The sequence below is a fragment of the Anaeromyxobacter sp. SG64 genome (genome assembly GCF_022690745.1).
Lineage (GTDB): Bacteria > Myxococcota > Myxococcia > Myxococcales > Anaeromyxobacteraceae > Anaeromyxobacter > Anaeromyxobacter soli.
Window position 1 is genome coordinate 18440 of record NZ_JALCZB010000028.1, and the last position, 17619, is coordinate 36058.

Sequence of the window (17619 nt, forward strand, 5' to 3'; positions counted from 1 at the left end):
GTGGAACGCTGGTGGTGGGCGTGGTCGTGGCGGAGGGAATGCCGTCTACGCCGCAGGTCGCTCCCCCCATCCGATGCGCCGCGCGAGCGGCCGGGGTGCTGGCGCGCGTGGGGCTTGGGGTGTTCCGAGGTCACGCACCATGGCGGCGGTCCGTCCGGAATGTGCGCAGGAGGACCGCGGGAGCGGCTCGGAGCGCCCTGGCGCAAGCGCGGGCTCAGGGGCGGTCGTTCCCGGACGTGGACGATGCCCGATGGGCGTCGTCGACACGTGTGCGGGCGGCGCAGCTCACGGGCGCCGAACCCCGGCCCACTCACGCGCGGCGAATCGGCGTCCTGCTGTTCCACGTGGAACGCTGGTGGAAGGCGTGGCGCTCGCGGAAGACGGGACTCGATCCACGCCGCGGCTCGGTTCGACCCAGCGGACGCAGCGCGCGAGGATGCCGGGAACCCTGGTGATGCGGGATCTGCAAAAGCGCGAGCGCGAGCACGGCCCGGCCGAGCCGACGGGAAGACGCCGTTCCCGTGATCTCGCTCGTCTCCAGGACGAGATGAACCGCTTCGACGATCGGGTGGTGGAGGCAGCCCGGGCGCGCGTCGCGTAGGGCGTGCTTCTCCTCACCTTGGTCGTGGCGGGGCGGCTGGCCCCGGTGTGCGGGGCGCCGGTTCCGGCTGAGGACCTGCCGCTCGACGGGCCTCGGGCCCTCGGCAGGGCACGCCCGAGCTTTCGCGTTCGCGGGTGGCATGCGCATCGTCCGCGCCCGAGGCGTCAGGGAGGGTCGAGCGCGGCCTGACGGCGACGCATCACCATCCGCTCGCTGCTCGGCTGCGCGTAGCTCCTCCCGCCTCCCCCCGCCGTCGCGGTGCAACCCCACCCTCACGCCGACCTCCGGGTCCGAACCGCCCTTCCCGCGCCCGCCCGATGGCCCTCCGCTCCCGCAGACGGGGAACTCCGCCTCGCCTCGCCCGCCAGCGACGAGGACCACGGGAACGGTGCTGGACGAGGGTTACCCACTGGCCTCGCCCGCCCGCGGGAAGCGGTCTCCCGCTGGCGATGTTCCACGTGAAACGTCGTGCCCGGCCGAGCGGCTGCCGCTGCCCTCCCGGACCGACGTTCCACGTGGAACAGCGCGAGGAGCGAGGGCGACGATGGGCGGAAAGCGGAGGCGCCGGAGGCGTTCGGACGCCGCGTCGTGTCAGATCGATCGGTCAAAGTGCGCGCCGGCGCGGCCAGGGGGTCGCGCGAAACAACCGAGAGGTCCCGAGTTGGCGAACACGACGGAAGGGGCGCGCGCCCCGCAGACGGATGCTCAGGCCATGGCCCGGATCCTCACCATCGCGAACCAGAAGGGCGGCGTCGGCAAGACCACGACGGCCGTGAACCTCGCCGCCTCGCTCGCCGCCGCCGAGCGGCGCACCCTCCTCGTGGACGTCGATCCCCAGGGGAACGCGGGCAGCGCCCTCGGCATCCGGCGTGACGAGTCGGAGTGCTCCATCTACGAGGTGCTCGTGGACGGCGTGCCGATGGCGAGCGCCGTTCGCAAGACGGAGCTCAAGTTCCTCGACCTCGTCCCGGCCTCCCGGCACCTCGTGGGCGCCGAGCTCGAGCTCGCGGAGCTGGAGTCGCGGGAGTCGCGCCTGAAGCGCGCGGTGGACGAGGTCGCGGGCTCGTACGAGTACGTGGTGATCGACTGCCCGCCGTCGCTCGGGCTCCTCACGCTCAACGGGCTCGTCGCGGCCCAGGGCGTCGTCATCCCCCTCCAGTGCGAGTACTACGCGCTCGAGGGGCTCGCCGACGTGCTGAAGACGATCGAGCTCGTCCGCTCGAGCGCGAACCCGGCGCTCACCGTGGACGGCATCGTCCTCACCATGTTCTCGCCCAACAACCTCTCCAACCAGGTGGCGGAGGAGATCCGCCGCACGTTCTCGGACCAGGTCTTCAAGACCGTCATCCCGCGCAACGTGCGGCTCTCCGAGGCGCCCAGCCACGGCAAGCCCATCCTGCTCTACGACGTGACCTCGAAGGGCTGCCAGAGCTACCTCGAGCTCGCGCGCGAGGTGACGGGCCGCTTCAGCCAGCTCGGAGGTGTCGCGTGAGCCTCGCCGACAAGCGCCGCCCCGCCCTCGGCCGCGGCATGGCCGCCCTGCTCTCGAACGCGCCGCCACCGGCGAGCGTCGCGCCCGCCGCGGCGCCGGCCGGCGCGGCGGTGGCGCCAGGGCGCGGGCTCCTCGCGCTGCCCCTCGAGGCGATCGAGCGGAACCCGGAACAGCCGCGCAAGCGCTTCGACGAGGCGAAGCTCGAGGAGCTCGCCGCCTCCATCCGCGAGCACGGCGTGGTGGAGCCGATCCTCGTGCGCAAGGAGGGCGGCAAGTACCGCATCGTCGCGGGCGAGCGGCGCTGGCGCGCCTCGCAGCGCGCCGGGATCCGCGAGATCCCCGCCATCGTCCGCGAGACGAGCGACCGCGAGGCCTTCGAGATCGCGCTCATCGAGAACCTCCAGCGCGCCGACCTGAACGCGATCGAGGAGGCCGAGGCCTACGAGGTGCTCGCGAGCGATCACGGCCTCAAGCAGGACGAGATCGCAAAGCGCGTCGGCAAGGAGCGCTCCACCGTGGCGAACGCCCTGCGCCTCCTGAAGCTCCCCGAGGAGGTGCGCGACTCGGTCCGACAGGGTCAGCTCGACATGGGCCACGCCCGCGCGCTGCTCGCCATCGACGACGCCGAGGCCATCAAGCGGGCGGCCCAAAAGGCCATCCGGGAGGGGCTCTCCGTCCGGGCGACCGAGGCGCTCGTCCGCTCGCTCGGGCGGAAGGAAAGCGACCGTCCCTCCGGTGGTTCCGAGAGCCCGGCCGTCAAGGCGCTGGGCCAGCGCCTGCAGCGCCGGCTGGGGGCCAGGTGTAGGGTCGTGCCCAAGTCTGCAGTCGCCGGGCGCCTGGAGATTGAATACTCCTCGCTCGACGAGCTGGATGGAATACTCGGGAAGATTGGAGCGTAGTTCCCTGTACCGCCGCCCGAGGGGGCGGCAGCCCCGATGTTCGGGGAGCAACCACAGCGAGGACGGATGTCCTTCTGGACAAAGCTGCGGGAGGAGGCGACGTCGCCGGCGGTCGGCGCGGACGCACCCGGAGCGCCCACGCCCGCGAAGTCACTCAACGAGGAGCCGAGAAACATGGCCATGCTGAAGCGCGATGAGCTGTCGTCCGTTCCCACCCCCACCGGCGACCTCAACGCCCTGCTCGGGCGCGGGTCCGAGTTCGAGGGCAAGCTCACCTTCGAGGGCACCGTCCGCATCGACGGCAAGTTCACCGGGACGATCGTGACGAACGACGTGCTCGTCGTGGGCGAGGGCGCGAAGGTCAACGCCGAGATCACCTGCGGCACGATCATCGTGCACGGGGAGATCAACGGGAACGTTCGGGCCAAGAGCGCGATCGAGCTGCACCACCCGGCGCGCATGCGCGGCAACATCGAGTCGCCGTCCCTCATGATCGAGAAGGGCGTGATCTTCGAGGGCCAGACGAAGATGGAGGGCGTGGAGAAGGGCGGCGCGAAGCCGGCCACCGCTCCCGGCCCCGTCGCCGCCGTGAAGTCGTAGCGCTCCCGGACGCACTCCAGCCGTAGAGACGAAGAGAGCGGGCTCCGGGAGAACCGGGCCCGCTCTTCTCGTCTCGGCGCGCGGGGCGCCCGAGCCTCGCCTCGGCGCTACACGCCGACCTTCACCTGGATGGCGCGGGGCTTCGTCTCGGCACGCTTCGGCAGGTGGACGGTGAGTAAACCGTTCCTCGCCTCGGCGCGGATCTTCTCGGCGTCGACCGTGGCCGGCAGCGAGAACGAGCGCGTGAACGTCCCGTAGGCCAGCTCGATGCGGTGATAGCTGTCGCGCCGCGCCTCGTTCTCGAGCTTCCGCTCGCCCTTGAGCGTGAGGACCCCGTTCTCGAACCGGATGTCTACGTCCTTCGGGTCAACCCCCGCGAGGTCGAAGCGGAGCGCCAGCTCGTCGTCGTCCTCGAAGATGTCGCAGGGCGGAGTCCAGCCGACCGACTCGCTGGTCTTGTAGGCGCGATCGTCGAAAAGTCGGTTCATCTCGTCCTGGAGACGAGCGAGGTCACGGAAGGGCTCCCATCTCGTCGGCATCGCCATGATTTTCATCCTCCTTTTGGCAACGCGAACGTAAAGCGAGGTCGCGGGCTGTCAAACGGGAGGGCTTCGACCGAGCCTAAGTCCAAGTACTGCCGGGAGATTCGTGCTTGACCGTCGCACCCACACCGTGCTACGGAGCGCGTCCCTTATGATCATGGGTTCCATTGCCCGGCGGTACGCGCGGGCGCTCTTCAGCCTGGCTGCGGAGATGGGTCGAGTAGAGCCCTGGAGCGAGAGCCTCCAGTCCCTCAAGGAGGCTGTCGAGGGCTCTGACGATCTCCGCGACGTTCTGTCCAACCCGGTGTACTCGCGCGAGCAGCGGCGGGCCATCGTGGAGAAGCTCGCGGCCGCGTTCAGGCTCGAAGCCGAGCCCGCGAACCTGCTCCTCCTCCTCGGCGACCGGAACCGCCTCGCCTACCTGGGCAACATCGTCGAGCACTTCCGGGCCCTCGCCGACGCGCACCTCGGCCGGGTCCGGGCCAAGGTGACGAGCGCGGTCCCCCTCGACGCCGCCGCCGCGAAGGCCATCGCCGACCGGCTCTCGCAGGCGACGAAGGCCACCGTCCTCCTCGATCGCGAGGTCGACCCCGCCCTGCTCGGCGGCGTCGTCGCGCAGGTCGGCAGCGTCGTCTACGACGGCTCGGTCCGCACCCAGCTCGAGGATCTGCGGCGCCAGCTGAAGCAGTAGCGATCTTTAACTGTCAGTTCATCCTCCGGAGAGCCTCACGATGGATATCCGCGCCGACGAGATCAGCCGCATCATCCGCGAGCAGATCAAGGACTACGGCAAGAAGGTCGACGTCGCCGAGACCGGCACCGTCCTCAGCCAGGCGGACGGCGTCGCCCGCATCTACGGCCTCGCCGGCGCCGCCGCCGGCGAGCTGCTCGAGTTCCCGGGCGGCGTCTCCGGCCTCGTCCTCAACCTCGAGGAGGACAACGTCGGCGCCGCCATCATGGGCGCCTACGAGCACATCCGCGAGGGCGACCCGGTGAAGCGCACCGGGAAGATCGCCGAGGTGCCGGTGGGCGAGGAGCTGCTCGGCCGCGTGGTCGACGGCCTCGGCAACCCCATCGACGGCCGCGGCCCGATCAACGCGAAGCAGACCCGCAAGATCGAGATCAAGGCCCCCGGCATCGTGAAGCGCAAGTCGGTGCACGAGCCGATGCAGACCGGCCTCAAGGCGATCGACGCCCTGGTCCCGGTCGGCCGCGGGCAGCGCGAGCTCATCCTCGGCGACCGCCAGACGGGCAAGACCGCGGTCGCGATCGACACGATCATCAACAACAAGGGGAACAACCTCCACTGCTTCTACGTGGCCATCGGCCAGAAGCAGTCGACGGTGGCCCGCGTCGTCGACACGCTCAAGAAGCACGGCGCGATGGAATACACGACGGTCGTCGCGGCGAACGCGTCCGACCCCGCCCCGATGCAGTACCTCGCGCCGTACACCGGCGTGACCATGGCGGAGTACTTCCGCGACTCCGGCCGCCACGCGCTCATCATCTACGACGACCTCTCGAAGCAGGCCGTGGCGTACCGCCAGCTCTCGCTGCTGCTGCGCCGCCCGCCGGGCCGCGAGGCGTACCCGGGCGACGTGTTCTACCTCCACAGCCGCCTGCTCGAGCGCGCCGCGAAGCTCTCCGACAAGGAGGGCGGCGGGTCGCTCACCGCGCTCCCCATCATCGAGACGCAGGCCGGCGACGTGTCGGCGTACATCCCGACGAACGTCATCTCCATCACCGACGGCCAGATCTTCCTCGAGTCGAACCTCTTCTATCAGGGCGTCCGGCCGGCCATTAACGTCGGCATCTCGGTGTCCCGCGTCGGCGGCTCCGCGCAGATCAAGGCGATGAAGCAGGTCGCCGGCTCGCTCAAGCTCGAGCTCGCCCAGTACCGCGAGCTCGCCGCGTTCGCCCAGTTCGGCTCCGACCTCGACAAGGCCACCCAGGAGACCCTCGCCCGCGGCGAGCGGCTCGTGGAGGTGCTGAAGCAGGGCCAGTACCTGCCGATGCCGGTCGAGAAGCAGGTCATCCAGATCTACGCGGCGACCATGCGCGACGAGAACGGCCAGGGCTGGATCCGCGCGGTGCCGGTCGAGCAGATCGGCCGCTACATGCAGGAGCTCATCGAGTTCCTCGACGGCCGCCACCCGGAGGTCGCCCGCGCCATCGCCGAGAAGAAGGCGCTCGACGACGGCATCAAGGCCCAGCTCGACGCGGCGCTCCGCGAGTTCCGCGGCGTGTTCCAGATCGAGGGCCAGTAGGCCCTCCGAGGACGAGCCCCCGTGCCCTCACTGCGCGACATCCGGAACCGCATCGGCTCGGTCAAGTCGACGCGGCAGATCACGAAGGCGATGAAGATGGTCTCGGCGGCCAAGCTGCGCCGGGCCCAGGACGCCATCCTGAAGACGCGCCCGTACGCGCAGCTCCTCGAGCAGACGCTCGCGCGGGTGGCGGCGCGCGCGGCCGCGGACGAGGTGGTGGCCCACCCGCTCCTCGCCCCGCGCGCCCAGCACACCGCCGAGGTGGTGGTCATCACGAGCGACCGCGGCCTCGCCGGCGGCTTCAACTCGAACATCGCCCGCTTCACGCAGCGCTTCCTCGTCGAGAACGGCGACCGGTTCGAGCGCATCCAGCTCGCCACCGTCGGCCGCAAGGGGCGCGACTTCTTCCGGGCGCGCAAGGTGGAGGTCCGCAAGGACTTCACCGGGGTGAACGCGGCCCTCACCTACGAGAAGGCCGAGGACCTCGCCCGCGAGTACACGGAGCGCTACCTCTCCGGCGAGGTGGACGCGGTCTTCCTCGCCTACAACGAGTTCAAGAGCGCCATCTCCCAGAAGCCGGTGGTGTTCCAGCTCCTGCCCATCGAGACGGCGCCCGGCGCCGACGCGAGCGGCGCCGCCATCGACTTCAAGTACGAGCCGTCGCGCGAGGGGCTCCTGCGCGACCTGCTCCCCCGCCACATCGCGATGCAGGTGTGGCGCGCGCTGCTCGAGTCCGCCGCCAGCGAGCACGGCGCGCGCATGAGCGCGATGGAGAGCGCGACCAAGAACGCCGAGGAGATGATCGCCTCGCTCACCCTTCAGTACAACCGCGCGCGCCAGGCCTACGTCACGAAGGAGCTGATGGAGATCGTGAGCGGCGCCGAGGCGCTCAAGTAGATTTGGGAAAGGAAGACATGACCACCCCGACGAACGTTCAGAGCGGCAGGATCACCCAGGTCATCGGCCCGGTCGTGGACGTGGAGTTCCCGCCCGGAGCGCTGCCGGACATCTACACCGCGCTCTCGGTGACGAACCCCGCGCTCGACGCGCGCGCCGACAACCTCGTCATCGAGGTCGCCCAGCACCTCGGCGAGAACACCGCCCGCTGCATCGCGATGGACTCGACCGAAGGCCTCGTGCGCGGCATGGGCGTGCGCACCACCGGCGCCCCCATCTCCGTGCCGGTCGGCAAGGAGGTGCTCGGCCGCATCCTCAACGTCGTCGGCGAGCCGGTCGACGAGCGCGGGCCCGTGGCGTCGGTGCGCAAGTTCCCCATCCACCGCCCGGCGCCGACCCTCGTCGAGCAGAACGTGAAGATCGAGGCGTTCGAGACCGGCATCAAGGTCATCGACCTCCTCGCCCCGTACCTCCGCGGCGGCAAGATCGGCCTCTTCGGCGGCGCCGGCGTCGGCAAGACCGTGCTCCTCATGGAGCTCGTGAACAACGTCGCGAAGAAGCGCGGCGGCTTCTCGGTGTTCGCCGGCGTGGGCGAGCGCACCCGCGAGGGGAACGACCTCTACCACGAGATGATCGAGTCGGGCGTCATCAACAAGGACGACCTCTCGAAGAGCCAGTGCGTGCTCGTGTACGGGCAGATGAACGAGCCGCCCGGCGCGCGCGCCCGGGTGGCGCTCTCGGCGCTCGCCATCGCGGAGTACTTCCGCGACGAAGAGAACCGGGACATGCTGCTCTTCATCGACAACATCTTCCGCTTCACGCAGGCGGGCTCCGAGGTGTCGGCGCTCCTCGGCCGCATCCCCTCGGCCGTCGGTTACCAGCCGACGCTCTCCACCGAGATGGGCGAGCTCCAGGAGCGCATCACCTCCACGAAGAACGGCGCCATCACCTCGGTGCAGGCCATCTACGTCCCCGCCGACGACCTCACCGACCCGGCCCCGGCGACCGCGTTCGCCCACCTCGACGCGACGACGGTGCTCAGCCGCAAGCTGACCGAGATCGGCATCTACCCGGCCGTCGATCCGCTCGACTCGACCTCGCGAATCCTCGACCCGCTCGTCGTCGGCCAGGAGCACTACCAGGTCGCCCGCGTCGTCCAGGAGACGCTGCAGCGCTACAAGGACCTCCAGGACATCATCGCCATCCTCGGCATGGACGAGCTCTCCGAGGACGACAAGCTCACCGTGGCGCGCGCCCGCAAGGTCCAGCGCTTCCTCTCGCAGCCGTTCCACGTCGCCGAGCAGTTCACCGGCAACCCGGGCAAGTACGTCGAGCTCGCCGACACGATCCGCGGCTTCAAGGAGATCGTGGACGGCAAGCACGACGACCTGCCGGAGCAGGCGTTCTACATGGTGGGCGGCATCGACGAGGCGGTCGAGAAGGCGAAGAAGCTGGCCGCGGGGTAACCGATGGCGCTCACCCTCGACATCGTCACGCCGGAGCGGCGCGTCCTCTCGGTCACCGTCGACGAGGTCCGCGCGCCGGGCGTCGCGGGCGGCTTCGGCATCCGCCTGAACCACGAGCCCTTCATGACGGCGCTGGAGCCCGGTCGGCTCACGTACGTCGAGGGGGGCCGGGAGCACCACTACGCGGTGGGCGGCGGCTTCCTGCAGGTCGCCGACAACCGGGTCATCGTGCTGGCCGACACCGCCGAGGCGGCCGCCGACATCGACGTCGAGCGGGCGAAGCGCGCCTTCGACGACGCGCAGGATCGGCTGCTCCGCCTCACCGAGCAGGACGGCCACTACGGCGAGGAGTCGGCGCGCGTGCGCCGGGCCGCGGCGCGGCTCTCGGTGGCCGGGCGCTAGGCGTCTCGCTCCACTCGTGGACCCAGGGCGGGGAGGCGCACGGCGCGCCTCCCCGCTCTCTTTTTTCGGGCCGGCGGGGGCGTCCGGGCGGGACGGATCGTGAAGGACGAGCGCGGCGCTCGGGGGCGCGCGGAGGGGTCCGCCGCGCGGGCCCGGCGGACGCCCCGAAGGCCCGCCCCGGGACGGGCAAAAGCGTTGAATCTCCGAGGGAAACCGGCTAAAACACCCCCTTCTCCCAGGTGCCCGCGCGCTCGAACCCCCTCGCGCGCCTATGGCCCGGGAGGGAAGAGCTCCGATGGCCGAAGAGAACCTCCCGCCGAGCCCGCCCGCCGCCGCCCCCGGGGCGCCGCCGCCCGGAGACGGGCAGCGCGCCCAGGTCGCGATCGAAGACGAGATGCGCAAGTCGTATCTCGACTACTCGATGTCGGTCATCATCGGCCGCGCGCTGCCGGACGTGCGCGACGGCCTGAAGCCCGTGCACCGCCGCGTGATGTACGCGATGCACACCGAGGGGCTGCACCACAACAAGCGCTACTCGAAGTGCGCCGGCGTCGTCGGCGAGGTGCTGAAGAAGTACCACCCCCACGGCGACTCCTCGGTCTACGACGCCCTCGTCCGGCTCGCCCAGGACTGGAACCTCCGCTACCCGCTCATCGACGGCCAGGGCAACTTCGGCTCGGTCGACGGCGATCCCGCCGCGGCCTACCGGTACACCGAGTCCCGCCTCGAGCGGCTCGCCGACTTCCTCCTCGCCGACATCGACAAGGAGACGGTCGACTGGGGGCCGAACTTCGACGACTCGACCGTCGAGCCGCTCGTCCTCCCCACCCGCTTCCCCAACCTGCTCGTCAACGGCTCGGCCGGCATCGCGGTCGGCATGGCGACGAACATCCCGCCCCACAACATGGGCGAGGTGCTCGACGCGGTGGCGCACCTCATCTCGAATCCCAAGGCGTCCGTCCCGGAGCTCATGCGCTTCATCCCCGGGCCGGACTTCCCGACCGCCGGGATCATCCAGGGGCGCGACGGCATCCGCGCCGCCTACGAGAAGGGGCGCGGCACCATCCAGGTGCGCGCGCGCGCGTCGGTCGAGGTCCACCCCAAGACCGAGCGCGAGGCGATCGTCGTCACCGAGATCCCCTACCAGGTGAACAAGGCGAAGCTCGTCGAGCACATCGCCGAGCTCGTGCGCGACAAGCGCCTCGAGGGGATCAGCGACCTCCGCGACGAGTCCAGCCGCGAGGGCATGCGCATCGTCATCGAGCTGAAGCGTGACGCGGTCGCGCAGGTGGTGCTGAACAACCTGTACGCCCACACGCAGATGCAGACCGGCTTCGGCGTGACGCTCCTCGCCATCGACGGCGGCCAGCCGCGCATCCTCAACCTGAAGGAGCTGCTCGAGCGCTTCGTCGCCCACCGCCGCGACGTGGTCACCCGCCGCACGCGCTTCGAGCTGCGCAAGGCGCGCGAGCGCGAGCACATCCTGCTCGGCCTGCAGATCGCGCTCGACCACCTCGACGAGATCATCGAGCTCATCCGCAAGGCGCCCGACCGCGACGCGGCCCGCGACGGGCTCATGACCGGCTTCGCCCTCTCGGAGCTCCAGGCGAAGGCCATCCTCGAGATGCAGCTGCAGCGCCTCACCGGCCTCGAGCGCCAGAAGATCCTGGACGAGCTCGCCGAGGTGCAGAAGCTCATCGGCCGCCTGAAGGAGATCCTCGCCTCCGAGGCCGTCCTCATGGAGGTCATCGTCTCGGAGCTGAAGGAGGTGCGGCAGCTCTTCGCCGACGAGCGGCGCACCGAGATCCTGGGCGAGGCGACCGACTACTCCACGGAGGACCTCATCGCCGAGGAGGAGATGGTCGTCACCGTCTCCCACGCCGGCTACGTGAAGCGGAACCCGGTGTCGCTCTATCGCGCCCAGCGGCGCGGCGGGCGCGGCAAGACCGGCGCGGCCACGCGGGACGAGGACTTCCTCGAGGCGATCTTCGTCGCCTCGACGCACAGCTACCTGCTCGTCTTCTCGGACAAGGGCAAGGTCTACTGGCTCAAGGTCCACGAGATCCCGCCGGCCGGGCGCGCCGCGCGCGGCAAGCCCATCGTGAACCTCGTGCAGCTCTCGCCGGGCGAGAAGGTCGCCGCGATCCTGCCGGTGCGGCGGCTCCCGGAGCCCGCCGGCGCCGAGGATGCGGCCGAGATCGCCGCCGAGCCGGGCGAGGCCGAGGCCGCGGAGCCCGCCGAGAAGGCGAACGGCGCGGTCGCCGCCGAGCCCGGACAGTTCGTGTTCATGGCCACGCGCCGGGGGCTCATCAAGAAGACCCGCCTCGAGCAGTTCGCGAGGCCGCGCGCGGCCGGCATCATCGCGCTCGGCATCGAGGAGGGCGACGAGCTCATCGCCGCGCGGCTCATCGACGGCAAGAGCCACGTGCTCCTCTCGACCGCGCAGGGGATGGCCATCCGCTTCGAGGAGTCCGACGTGCGCGCCATGGGGCGGACCGCCTACGGCGTGAAGGGCATCACCCTCGAGGCGGAGGACGCGGTCGTCTCGGCCGAGTCGATCCCGGCGGCGCCGCCGGAGGGCGAGCCCGCGCCGACCATCCTCACCGTCACGCAGAACGGCTACGGCAAGCGCACCGAGCTCGCCGAGTACCGCATCCAGAGCCGCGGCGGGAAGGGCATCATCACCATCAAGACCACCGAGCGGAACGGCCCGGTGGTCGCCGCGGCGCTCGTGTCCGACGCCGAGGAGGTGATGCTCATCACGAACGGCGGCATGCTCATCCGCATGCCCTCGCGCGGGATCAGCCTCATCGGGCGGAACACCCAGGGCGTCCGCCTCATCACCCTCGAGTCCAAGTCCGAGCAGGTGGTGGGCCTCGCGCGCGTCGCCGAGACCACGCCCGAGGCGGCGGCGGCCGGGGTCGCCGAGGCGGCGGAGGGCGAGGAGCCGCCCGAGGGCGGGCCGGAGGACCAGGGCGGCGGGGAGCCGGAGGCAGGCGCGTGAGGCGGCGGTCGGGCCCCTTCGCCGCCGCGCTCGCGGCGGCGCTCGCGCTCGCCTGCGCCTCGCCGGCGAAGCGGCTCGAGGAGGCGAACGGGAAGCGCCACGCGGGCGACCCGAAGGGCGCGCTCCAGGGCTACAAGGCGGTGCTCGCCGAGCTCGGCGACGCGACGCTCTCGCCCGACGAGGCGGCGGTGCGCTGCAAGGCGCTGCGCTTCGCGGGGGACGTCTCGTACCTCGAGCTCGGCGACTACACCGGCGCGATCTCCTACTACCGGCGCATCGTGGCGCTCTACCCGGGCGGCAAGGAGGCGCGCGAGGCGCGCGTCCAGATCGGCGACATCTACCGCGAGCGCTTCCGCGACCCGCTCGCCGCGATCGCCCAGTACGCGGACGTCGCCGCCTCGAGCGCGCCGGAGGCGCCGCGCTACCAGCTCGAGGTCGCCCGCGCCTACCTCGAGCTCAAGAACTGGTCGCAGGCGCGCACCGAGGCCCGCATCCTGCGGGAGAAGTGGCCCGATCACGAGCTCGCCGACGAGGCGCAGCTCCTCACCGCCCAGGCGTGGTCGCTCGAGAAGCGCGACGACGAGGCGCTCTCCGCCTTCCAGGCGCTCATCGACAGCAAGCCGCGCCCGGAGCTCGCGGCCCGCGCGCTCGAGGGGCAGGCCCTCATCCACGCGCAGGCGGGGCGCTTCGACCGCGCGCTCGAGCTGTACGCGCTCGCGCTGCCCATCCACCCGAACCCGGACGCGATCCGGACCAACATCGAGGCGGTCACCGAGCGCCGCGAGCGGGCGAAGCCCGCGACGCTGCCGGGCGATCGCGCCGCCGCCTTCCGCTAGTCACCGAGAGGAAAGCCATGAAGACCGAGCTGTCGGAGAAGCTGTTCGCGAAGGCGCAGACCCTGTTCCCCGGCGGCGTGAACTCGCCGGTGCGCGCGTTCCGCGGCGTGGGCGGGACGCCCCGGTTCATCGCGCGCGGCAGGGGCAGCCACCTCGTCGACGTCGACGGCAACGACTACGTCGACTACGTGCTCTCCTGGGGTCCGATGATCGTCGGGCACGCCCACCCGGAGGTGATGCGCGAGGTGCAGGACGCCATGAAGGAGGGCGCCTCGTTCGGCGCCCCCTCGCCGCGCGAGATCACCCTCGCGGAGCTCGTGCGCGAGCGGATGCCCTGGATCGAGAAGATGCGCTTCTGCTCCTCGGGCACCGAGGCCACCACCGCCGCCATTCGCGTGGCGCGCGGCTTCACGGGGCGCGACGACATCCTCAAGTTCGAGGGCTGCTACCACGGCGCGGGCGATCCGCTCCTCGTGAAGGCGGGCTCCGGCGTCGAGACGCTCGGGCTGCCCGACTCCCCGGGCGTGCCGGCGGACCTCGCGAAGCACACGCTCACGCTGCCGTACAACGACCTCGCCGCCGCCGAGCGGCTCTTCGCCGAGCGGGGCGACCGCCTCGCCGGCGTCATCATCGAGCCGGTGGTCGGCAACATGGGCGTGCTCGTCCCCAGGGCGGGCTACCTCGAGGGCCTGCTCACCCTGTGCCGCAAGCACGGCGCGCTCCTCATCGTGGACGAGGTGATGACCGGCTTCCGCGTGTCGTCGGGCGGCGCCTGCGGGCTCTTCGGCCTCCGGCCGGACCTCGTCACCTTCGGCAAGGTCATCGGGGGCGGGCTGCCGGTGGGCGCCTTCGGCGGGCGCGCCGACGTCATGGATCGGGTCGCGCCGGCGGGGCCCATCTACCAGGCGGGCACGCTCTCCGGGAACCCCATGGCGATGGCGGCCGGGACCGCCACCCTGCGGCTCATGACCCCCGCCGCCTACGAGAAGCTCGAGAACCTCGCCGCGAAGCTCGCGGACGGGCTCCGCGCCCGCGCCGCCGCCGCCAAGGTGCCGGTGCAGGTGAACCGGGTCGGCTCCATGCTCACGGTGTTCTTCTCGGAGAAGCCGGTGTTCGACGCCGCGAGCGCGCGGCTCTCCTCGACGAAGCGCTTCGGCGCCTTCTTCCACCGCATGCTGGAGGGCGGCGCCTACCTCCCGCCCTCGCAGTTCGAGGCGGCGTTCCTCTCGACCGCGCACTCCGAAGGCGACGTCGAGCACACGCTCCTCGCGGCCGAGGCGGCGTTCGCCGAGGCCGCGAAGGTCTAGATGCCCGGCTGGGCGGAGCGCTTCGCGCCATTCGAGGGCGTCGCCTACCTCGACGCCGCGAGCCAGGGCCCCATCCCGCTCGCGGCGTCGCGCGCCGGGCGCGAGGCGCTCGCCCTCAAGGAGCGGCCCTGGCGCATCTCGGCGGCCACCTACGTCTCGGCCGTCTCCGAGGCGCGGGCCCTCGCGGCGCGCCTCCTCGGCGCGCGCGAGGAGGCGGTGGCGCTCGTCACCGGGGCGGGTCAGGTGGTGAACGCCGTCGCGCGCGGGCTCGACCTCGGCGAGGGCGACGAGGTGGTGCTCGCGCGGCACGAGTTCCCCTCGAACGACCTGCCCTGGCGCTGGCTCGCCCGCCGCGGCGTCGCGATCCGCGTCGTCGAGCCGGATCATCCGACGGGCGCGGTCTCGGCGGAGCGGCTCGCCGAGGGGGTCGGTCCGCGGACCCGCGTCGTCGCGTTCGCCCACGTCTCGTACCTCCACGGCGGGCGGCTCGAGCCCGGGCCGGTGGTCGAGGCGGCGCGGCGCTTCGGGGCGATCACGGTGGTGGACGGGAGCCAGGCGGCGGGCGCGCTGCCGTTCGACTTCGGCGGCTCCGGCGTCGACGTCTACGCCGCCTCCGCCTACAAGCACCTGCTCGGCCCGTATGGCTGCGGGCTCGGGCTCTTCTCGGCGCAGGTGCTCGACCGGCTCGCGGTGGGGGATCTGAACTGGTGGGCGGTGAAGGGCGCGGAGGACTACGGCAACCTGCCCGCCGACATCGAGCTTCGGCCCGGCGCGCAGCGCTACGACGCGCACGAGACGGCGGCGTTCTTCAACCTGCTCCCGCTCGCCGAGTCGCTGCGCCTCCTCCTCGAGGCGACGCCCGCCGCGGTCCAGGCGCACGCCCGTGCGCTCGGCGACCGCCTCCTCGCGCGCCTGCCGCAAAGCTTCGTCCCGGCGAGCCCCCTCGAGCCGGCCGCGCGGAGCCACCTCCTCTGCCTGCGCGCCCAGTCCTCCGCCGCCACCCTCGCCGCGTACGAGCGGCTCCGCGCGGCCAAGATCTGGGCGTCGCTGCGCGGCGACCGGATCCGAGTGTCGCCGCACCTTTACAGCACCGAGGAGGACGTCGACCGGCTGCTCGCCGCGCTCGCCTGAGCAGATCGGGGTGGGAGCGCTCCCGGCGGGGTGCGAGACCATTGACGTGTGCGCCACGCCCCTGCTATACGGGCGTGCCTTTCCGCCCGCGGAAGCATTGGGGAATCCCGCTTCTCCGGGGTTGCGGAGAGGCCGGCAGCGGAGGGTCTTTGGCGGATCCCGAGGATCGAAATCGCGGGTCCAACGAGGACAAGGGGCTCTCCGGGCTCGCGGAGGGGTACCGGAAGGCCGCGCCGTACATGGCGGCCTCCTCGAGCCTCGTCGGCGCGGTCGGCGTGTTCACGTTCCTCGGCTACCTCGCCGACCGGAAGCTCGGGAACGAGGTCCCCTGGCTCACGATGCTGGGGGCGGTGCTCGGCATGACGGGCGGCTTCATCAGCTTCTTCAGGCAGGTCCTCAAGGGAAAGAAGTGAAGCATCAGGTCATCACCGTCGCCCTCTCGCTCGCCTTCGTCGGCCTCGCGCTCGCCGCGGGGCAGTACCGGCGCGCGGCGCTCGTGGGCGCGACGGCCTGCAGCTTCACCGCCCTCCTGTCGATGCTCGTGCTCGCCCGCTCGGTGAAGAACGCCGAGAAGCCCCTCAAGCCGGCGCTGCTCGTCATGACCGTCGCGTTCCTCGCCCGCATCCTCCTCGTCGCGCTCGGCACCGTGTTCGTGGCGCGCGCCGGCGAGAACGTCTTCGCCTTCGTCGTCGCCTTCTTCGTGCCGTACTTCGCCTTCAGCGCCGTCGAGGGCGTCTACCTCCACTCGCTTCGCCGCTTCACGGGAAGGGCCGCATGACCGCCATCCTGACCCTCGCGCTCACGCTTTCCCTCGCTCAGGCGCCCGCCGCGCATGAGGCGCCGGCGCACGAGACGCCCGAGGTCGCCGCGCCCGCCGCCGAGGGCGGCCACGGCGAGGCGGGCGGGCACGGCGGCGGCCTCTCCGAGTCGCTCATGCACCACGTGACCGACGGTCACACGCTCGAGTACCCGGGCTACTGCGAGGGCGGCTTCGCCTGGAACTGCGAGGTCGACCTCGACCACGTGTTCGGCACGCACCGCGATCACGCCACCGGCAAGGCGTCGGGCCCGCTCGTCTTCGGCTCGCTCGACATGACGCCGACGAAGCACGCGGTGATGATGTGGATCGCCTCGCTCGTGCTCATCGTCGCCTTCGTCTCGGCGGTGCGCAGGAAGGGGCTCGTCCCCCGCGGCCTCTACAACTTCCTCGAGATGCTCGTGCAGTTCGTGCGGAACGAGATCGCCCGCAAGAACATCGGCGAGCACGACGGCGACCGCTTCGTCCCGTACCTCGTCACCGCCTTCTTCTTCATCCTCTTCGTCAACCTGTTCGGCCTCTTGCCCTGGTCCGCCACCGCGACCGGCAACCTGTCCGTCACGGTCGCCCTGGCCCTGTTCACCTTCGTCATCACGCAGTACGCGGCCATCAAGGCGATGGGGCTCGGCGGCTGGCTGAAGCACCTGACGGGCGGCGTCGCCCCGTGGCTGTGGCCCATCATGATCCCGGTCGAGATCCTGGGCCTCTTCACGAAGCCCTTCGCTCTCACCGTCCGTCTCTTCGCCAACATGGTGGCGGGCCACATCGTCATCTTCTCGCTCATCGGCCTCATCTTCGCCCTCGGCCACTGGGGCGTGGCGTTCGGCTCGGTGCCGATGGCGCTCGGCATCTACCTGCTCGAGCTCTTCGTCGCGTTCGTGCAGGCCTACATCTTCACCATGCTCTCGTCGCTCTTCATCGGTCAGGGCCTCGCGCACCACGGCCACGACGAGGAGCACGGCGAGCACGGCCACGCCGAGCCGGGCATGGGCTCGGTCGATCACGGCAACCACGCTTCTCACGTGGCGGGGGCGTCCCCCGGCCATGGGTAGTCGAGCGCTCCACGCGCCACGGGAATCACGCGGCCCGGTAATCCCGCACCTCTGAAAGACAAGGCAGACGACCATGACCTCCACCGCCCTCGCGTTCCTCTCCGCCGGCTTCGGCGCCGGCCTCGCCGTCCTCGGCGCCGGCCTCGGCATCGGCAAGCTCGCCGCCGCCGCCATGGAGGGCTCCGCCCGCCAGCCGACCGTCGCCGGCGACATCCGCACCTCGATGATCATCGCCGCCGCCCTCATCGAGGGCGTGACGCTCTTCGCGATCGTCGTCTGCGTGCTCCTCGCCATCAAGGCGTAGGG

18 protein-coding genes are annotated in these 17619 nt (G+C 71.2%); 17 read left to right on the plus strand and 1 reads right to left on the minus strand.

Annotated features, from left to right (window positions below; all coding sequences use genetic code 11):
- Positions 1–364 precede the first annotated feature (364 nt).
- The 4 genes from MNZ29_RS10820 (at position 365) to MNZ29_RS10835 (ending at position 3592) form a co-directional block, all read left to right on the plus strand.
- On the plus strand, positions 365–601 hold the full coding sequence (locus tag MNZ29_RS10820; RefSeq protein ID WP_242355162.1) for a hypothetical protein: 237 nt from the start codon (positions 365–367) through the stop codon (positions 599–601).
- A 712-nt stretch (positions 602–1313) separates the two neighbouring features.
- Positions 1314–2093 carry a ParA family protein gene (locus MNZ29_RS10825; protein WP_242334152.1) on the plus strand — a complete coding sequence of 260 codons (780 nt, stop codon included), beginning with the start codon at positions 1314–1316 and terminating at the stop codon, positions 2091–2093.
- Positions 2090–2992, plus strand: coding sequence for a ParB/RepB/Spo0J family partition protein (locus MNZ29_RS10830; protein WP_242355164.1), 903 nt, complete (start codon positions 2090–2092; stop codon positions 2990–2992). Before MNZ29_RS10825 ends, MNZ29_RS10830 begins: the two co-directional genes overlap by 4 nt.
- Positions 2993–3166: 174 nt before the next feature.
- Positions 3167–3592, plus strand: coding sequence for a polymer-forming cytoskeletal protein (locus tag MNZ29_RS10835; protein WP_242334236.1), 426 nt, complete (start codon positions 3167–3169; stop codon positions 3590–3592).
- A gap of 107 nt (positions 3593–3699) precedes the next feature.
- On the opposite strand, the gene MNZ29_RS10840 is transcribed toward MNZ29_RS10835, so the two are convergent.
- The gene (locus tag MNZ29_RS10840; RefSeq protein ID WP_242355166.1) at positions 3700–4137 is read right to left on the minus strand and encodes an Hsp20/alpha crystallin family protein; all 438 of its coding nucleotides are present in this window, start codon (positions 4135–4137) and stop codon (positions 3700–3702) included.
- Positions 4138–4285: 148 nt separating this feature from the next.
- Between MNZ29_RS10840 and atpH the strand changes: the two genes are divergently transcribed.
- The 13 genes from atpH to atpE all read left to right on the plus strand — a co-directional run bounded on the left by atpH (position 4286) and on the right by atpE (position 17617).
- Entirely contained in the window at positions 4286–4825 is a 540-nt protein-coding gene (gene atpH / locus MNZ29_RS10845) for an ATP synthase F1 subunit delta (RefSeq protein ID WP_242355168.1), read from the plus strand.
- 40 nt (positions 4826–4865) lie between these two features.
- Positions 4866–6401 (plus strand): F0F1 ATP synthase subunit alpha, encoded by a 1536-nt coding sequence (atpA, locus tag MNZ29_RS10850; RefSeq protein WP_242334164.1) that lies wholly within the window; start codon positions 4866–4868, stop codon positions 6399–6401.
- 21 nt (positions 6402–6422) lie between these two features.
- Complete coding sequence (atpG, locus tag MNZ29_RS10855) at positions 6423–7298, plus strand: ATP synthase F1 subunit gamma (protein ID WP_242334167.1); 876 nt, start codon at positions 6423–6425, stop codon at positions 7296–7298.
- Between the two features lie 17 nt (positions 7299–7315).
- On the plus strand, positions 7316–8764 hold the full coding sequence (gene atpD, locus MNZ29_RS10860) for a F0F1 ATP synthase subunit beta (RefSeq protein WP_242334169.1): 1449 nt from the start codon (positions 7316–7318) through the stop codon (positions 8762–8764).
- A 3-nt stretch (positions 8765–8767) separates the two neighbouring features.
- Positions 8768–9166 carry a F0F1 ATP synthase subunit epsilon gene (locus tag MNZ29_RS10865; protein ID WP_242334172.1) on the plus strand — a complete coding sequence of 133 codons (399 nt, stop codon included), beginning with the start codon at positions 8768–8770 and terminating at the stop codon, positions 9164–9166.
- A 295-nt stretch (positions 9167–9461) separates the two neighbouring features.
- Positions 9462–12170, plus strand: coding sequence for a DNA gyrase subunit A (gene gyrA / locus MNZ29_RS10870; protein WP_255821338.1), 2709 nt, complete (start codon positions 9462–9464; stop codon positions 12168–12170).
- Positions 12167–13006 carry a tetratricopeptide repeat protein gene (locus tag MNZ29_RS10875; RefSeq protein WP_242334175.1) on the plus strand — a complete coding sequence of 280 codons (840 nt, stop codon included), beginning with the start codon at positions 12167–12169 and terminating at the stop codon, positions 13004–13006. Before gyrA ends, MNZ29_RS10875 begins: the two co-directional genes overlap by 4 nt.
- 17 nt (positions 13007–13023) lie before the next feature.
- A complete protein-coding gene (gene hemL / locus MNZ29_RS10880) occupies positions 13024–14313 on the plus strand; it encodes a glutamate-1-semialdehyde 2,1-aminomutase (protein ID WP_242355170.1) in 1290 nt (429 codons plus the stop codon).
- Positions 14314–15444, plus strand: coding sequence for an aminotransferase class V-fold PLP-dependent enzyme (locus tag MNZ29_RS10885; protein ID WP_242355172.1), 1131 nt, complete (start codon positions 14314–14316; stop codon positions 15442–15444). It begins immediately after the preceding gene.
- A 149-nt stretch (positions 15445–15593) separates the two neighbouring features.
- Positions 15594–15857, plus strand: coding sequence for an AtpZ/AtpI family protein (locus MNZ29_RS10890; protein ID WP_242355173.1), 264 nt, complete (start codon positions 15594–15596; stop codon positions 15855–15857).
- Positions 15854–16222: a hypothetical protein gene (locus MNZ29_RS10895; RefSeq protein ID WP_242334187.1), complete on the plus strand. Its 369-nt coding sequence runs from the start codon at positions 15854–15856 to the stop codon at positions 16220–16222. Before MNZ29_RS10890 ends, MNZ29_RS10895 begins: the two co-directional genes overlap by 4 nt.
- Complete coding sequence (atpB, locus tag MNZ29_RS10900; protein WP_242334190.1) at positions 16219–17313, plus strand: F0F1 ATP synthase subunit A; 1095 nt, start codon at positions 16219–16221, stop codon at positions 17311–17313. Before MNZ29_RS10895 ends, atpB begins: the two co-directional genes overlap by 4 nt.
- A gap of 73 nt (positions 17314–17386) precedes the next feature.
- Complete coding sequence (gene atpE, locus MNZ29_RS10905; RefSeq protein WP_242334192.1) at positions 17387–17617, plus strand: ATP synthase F0 subunit C; 231 nt, start codon at positions 17387–17389, stop codon at positions 17615–17617.
- Positions 17618–17619: the final 2 nt, after the last annotated feature.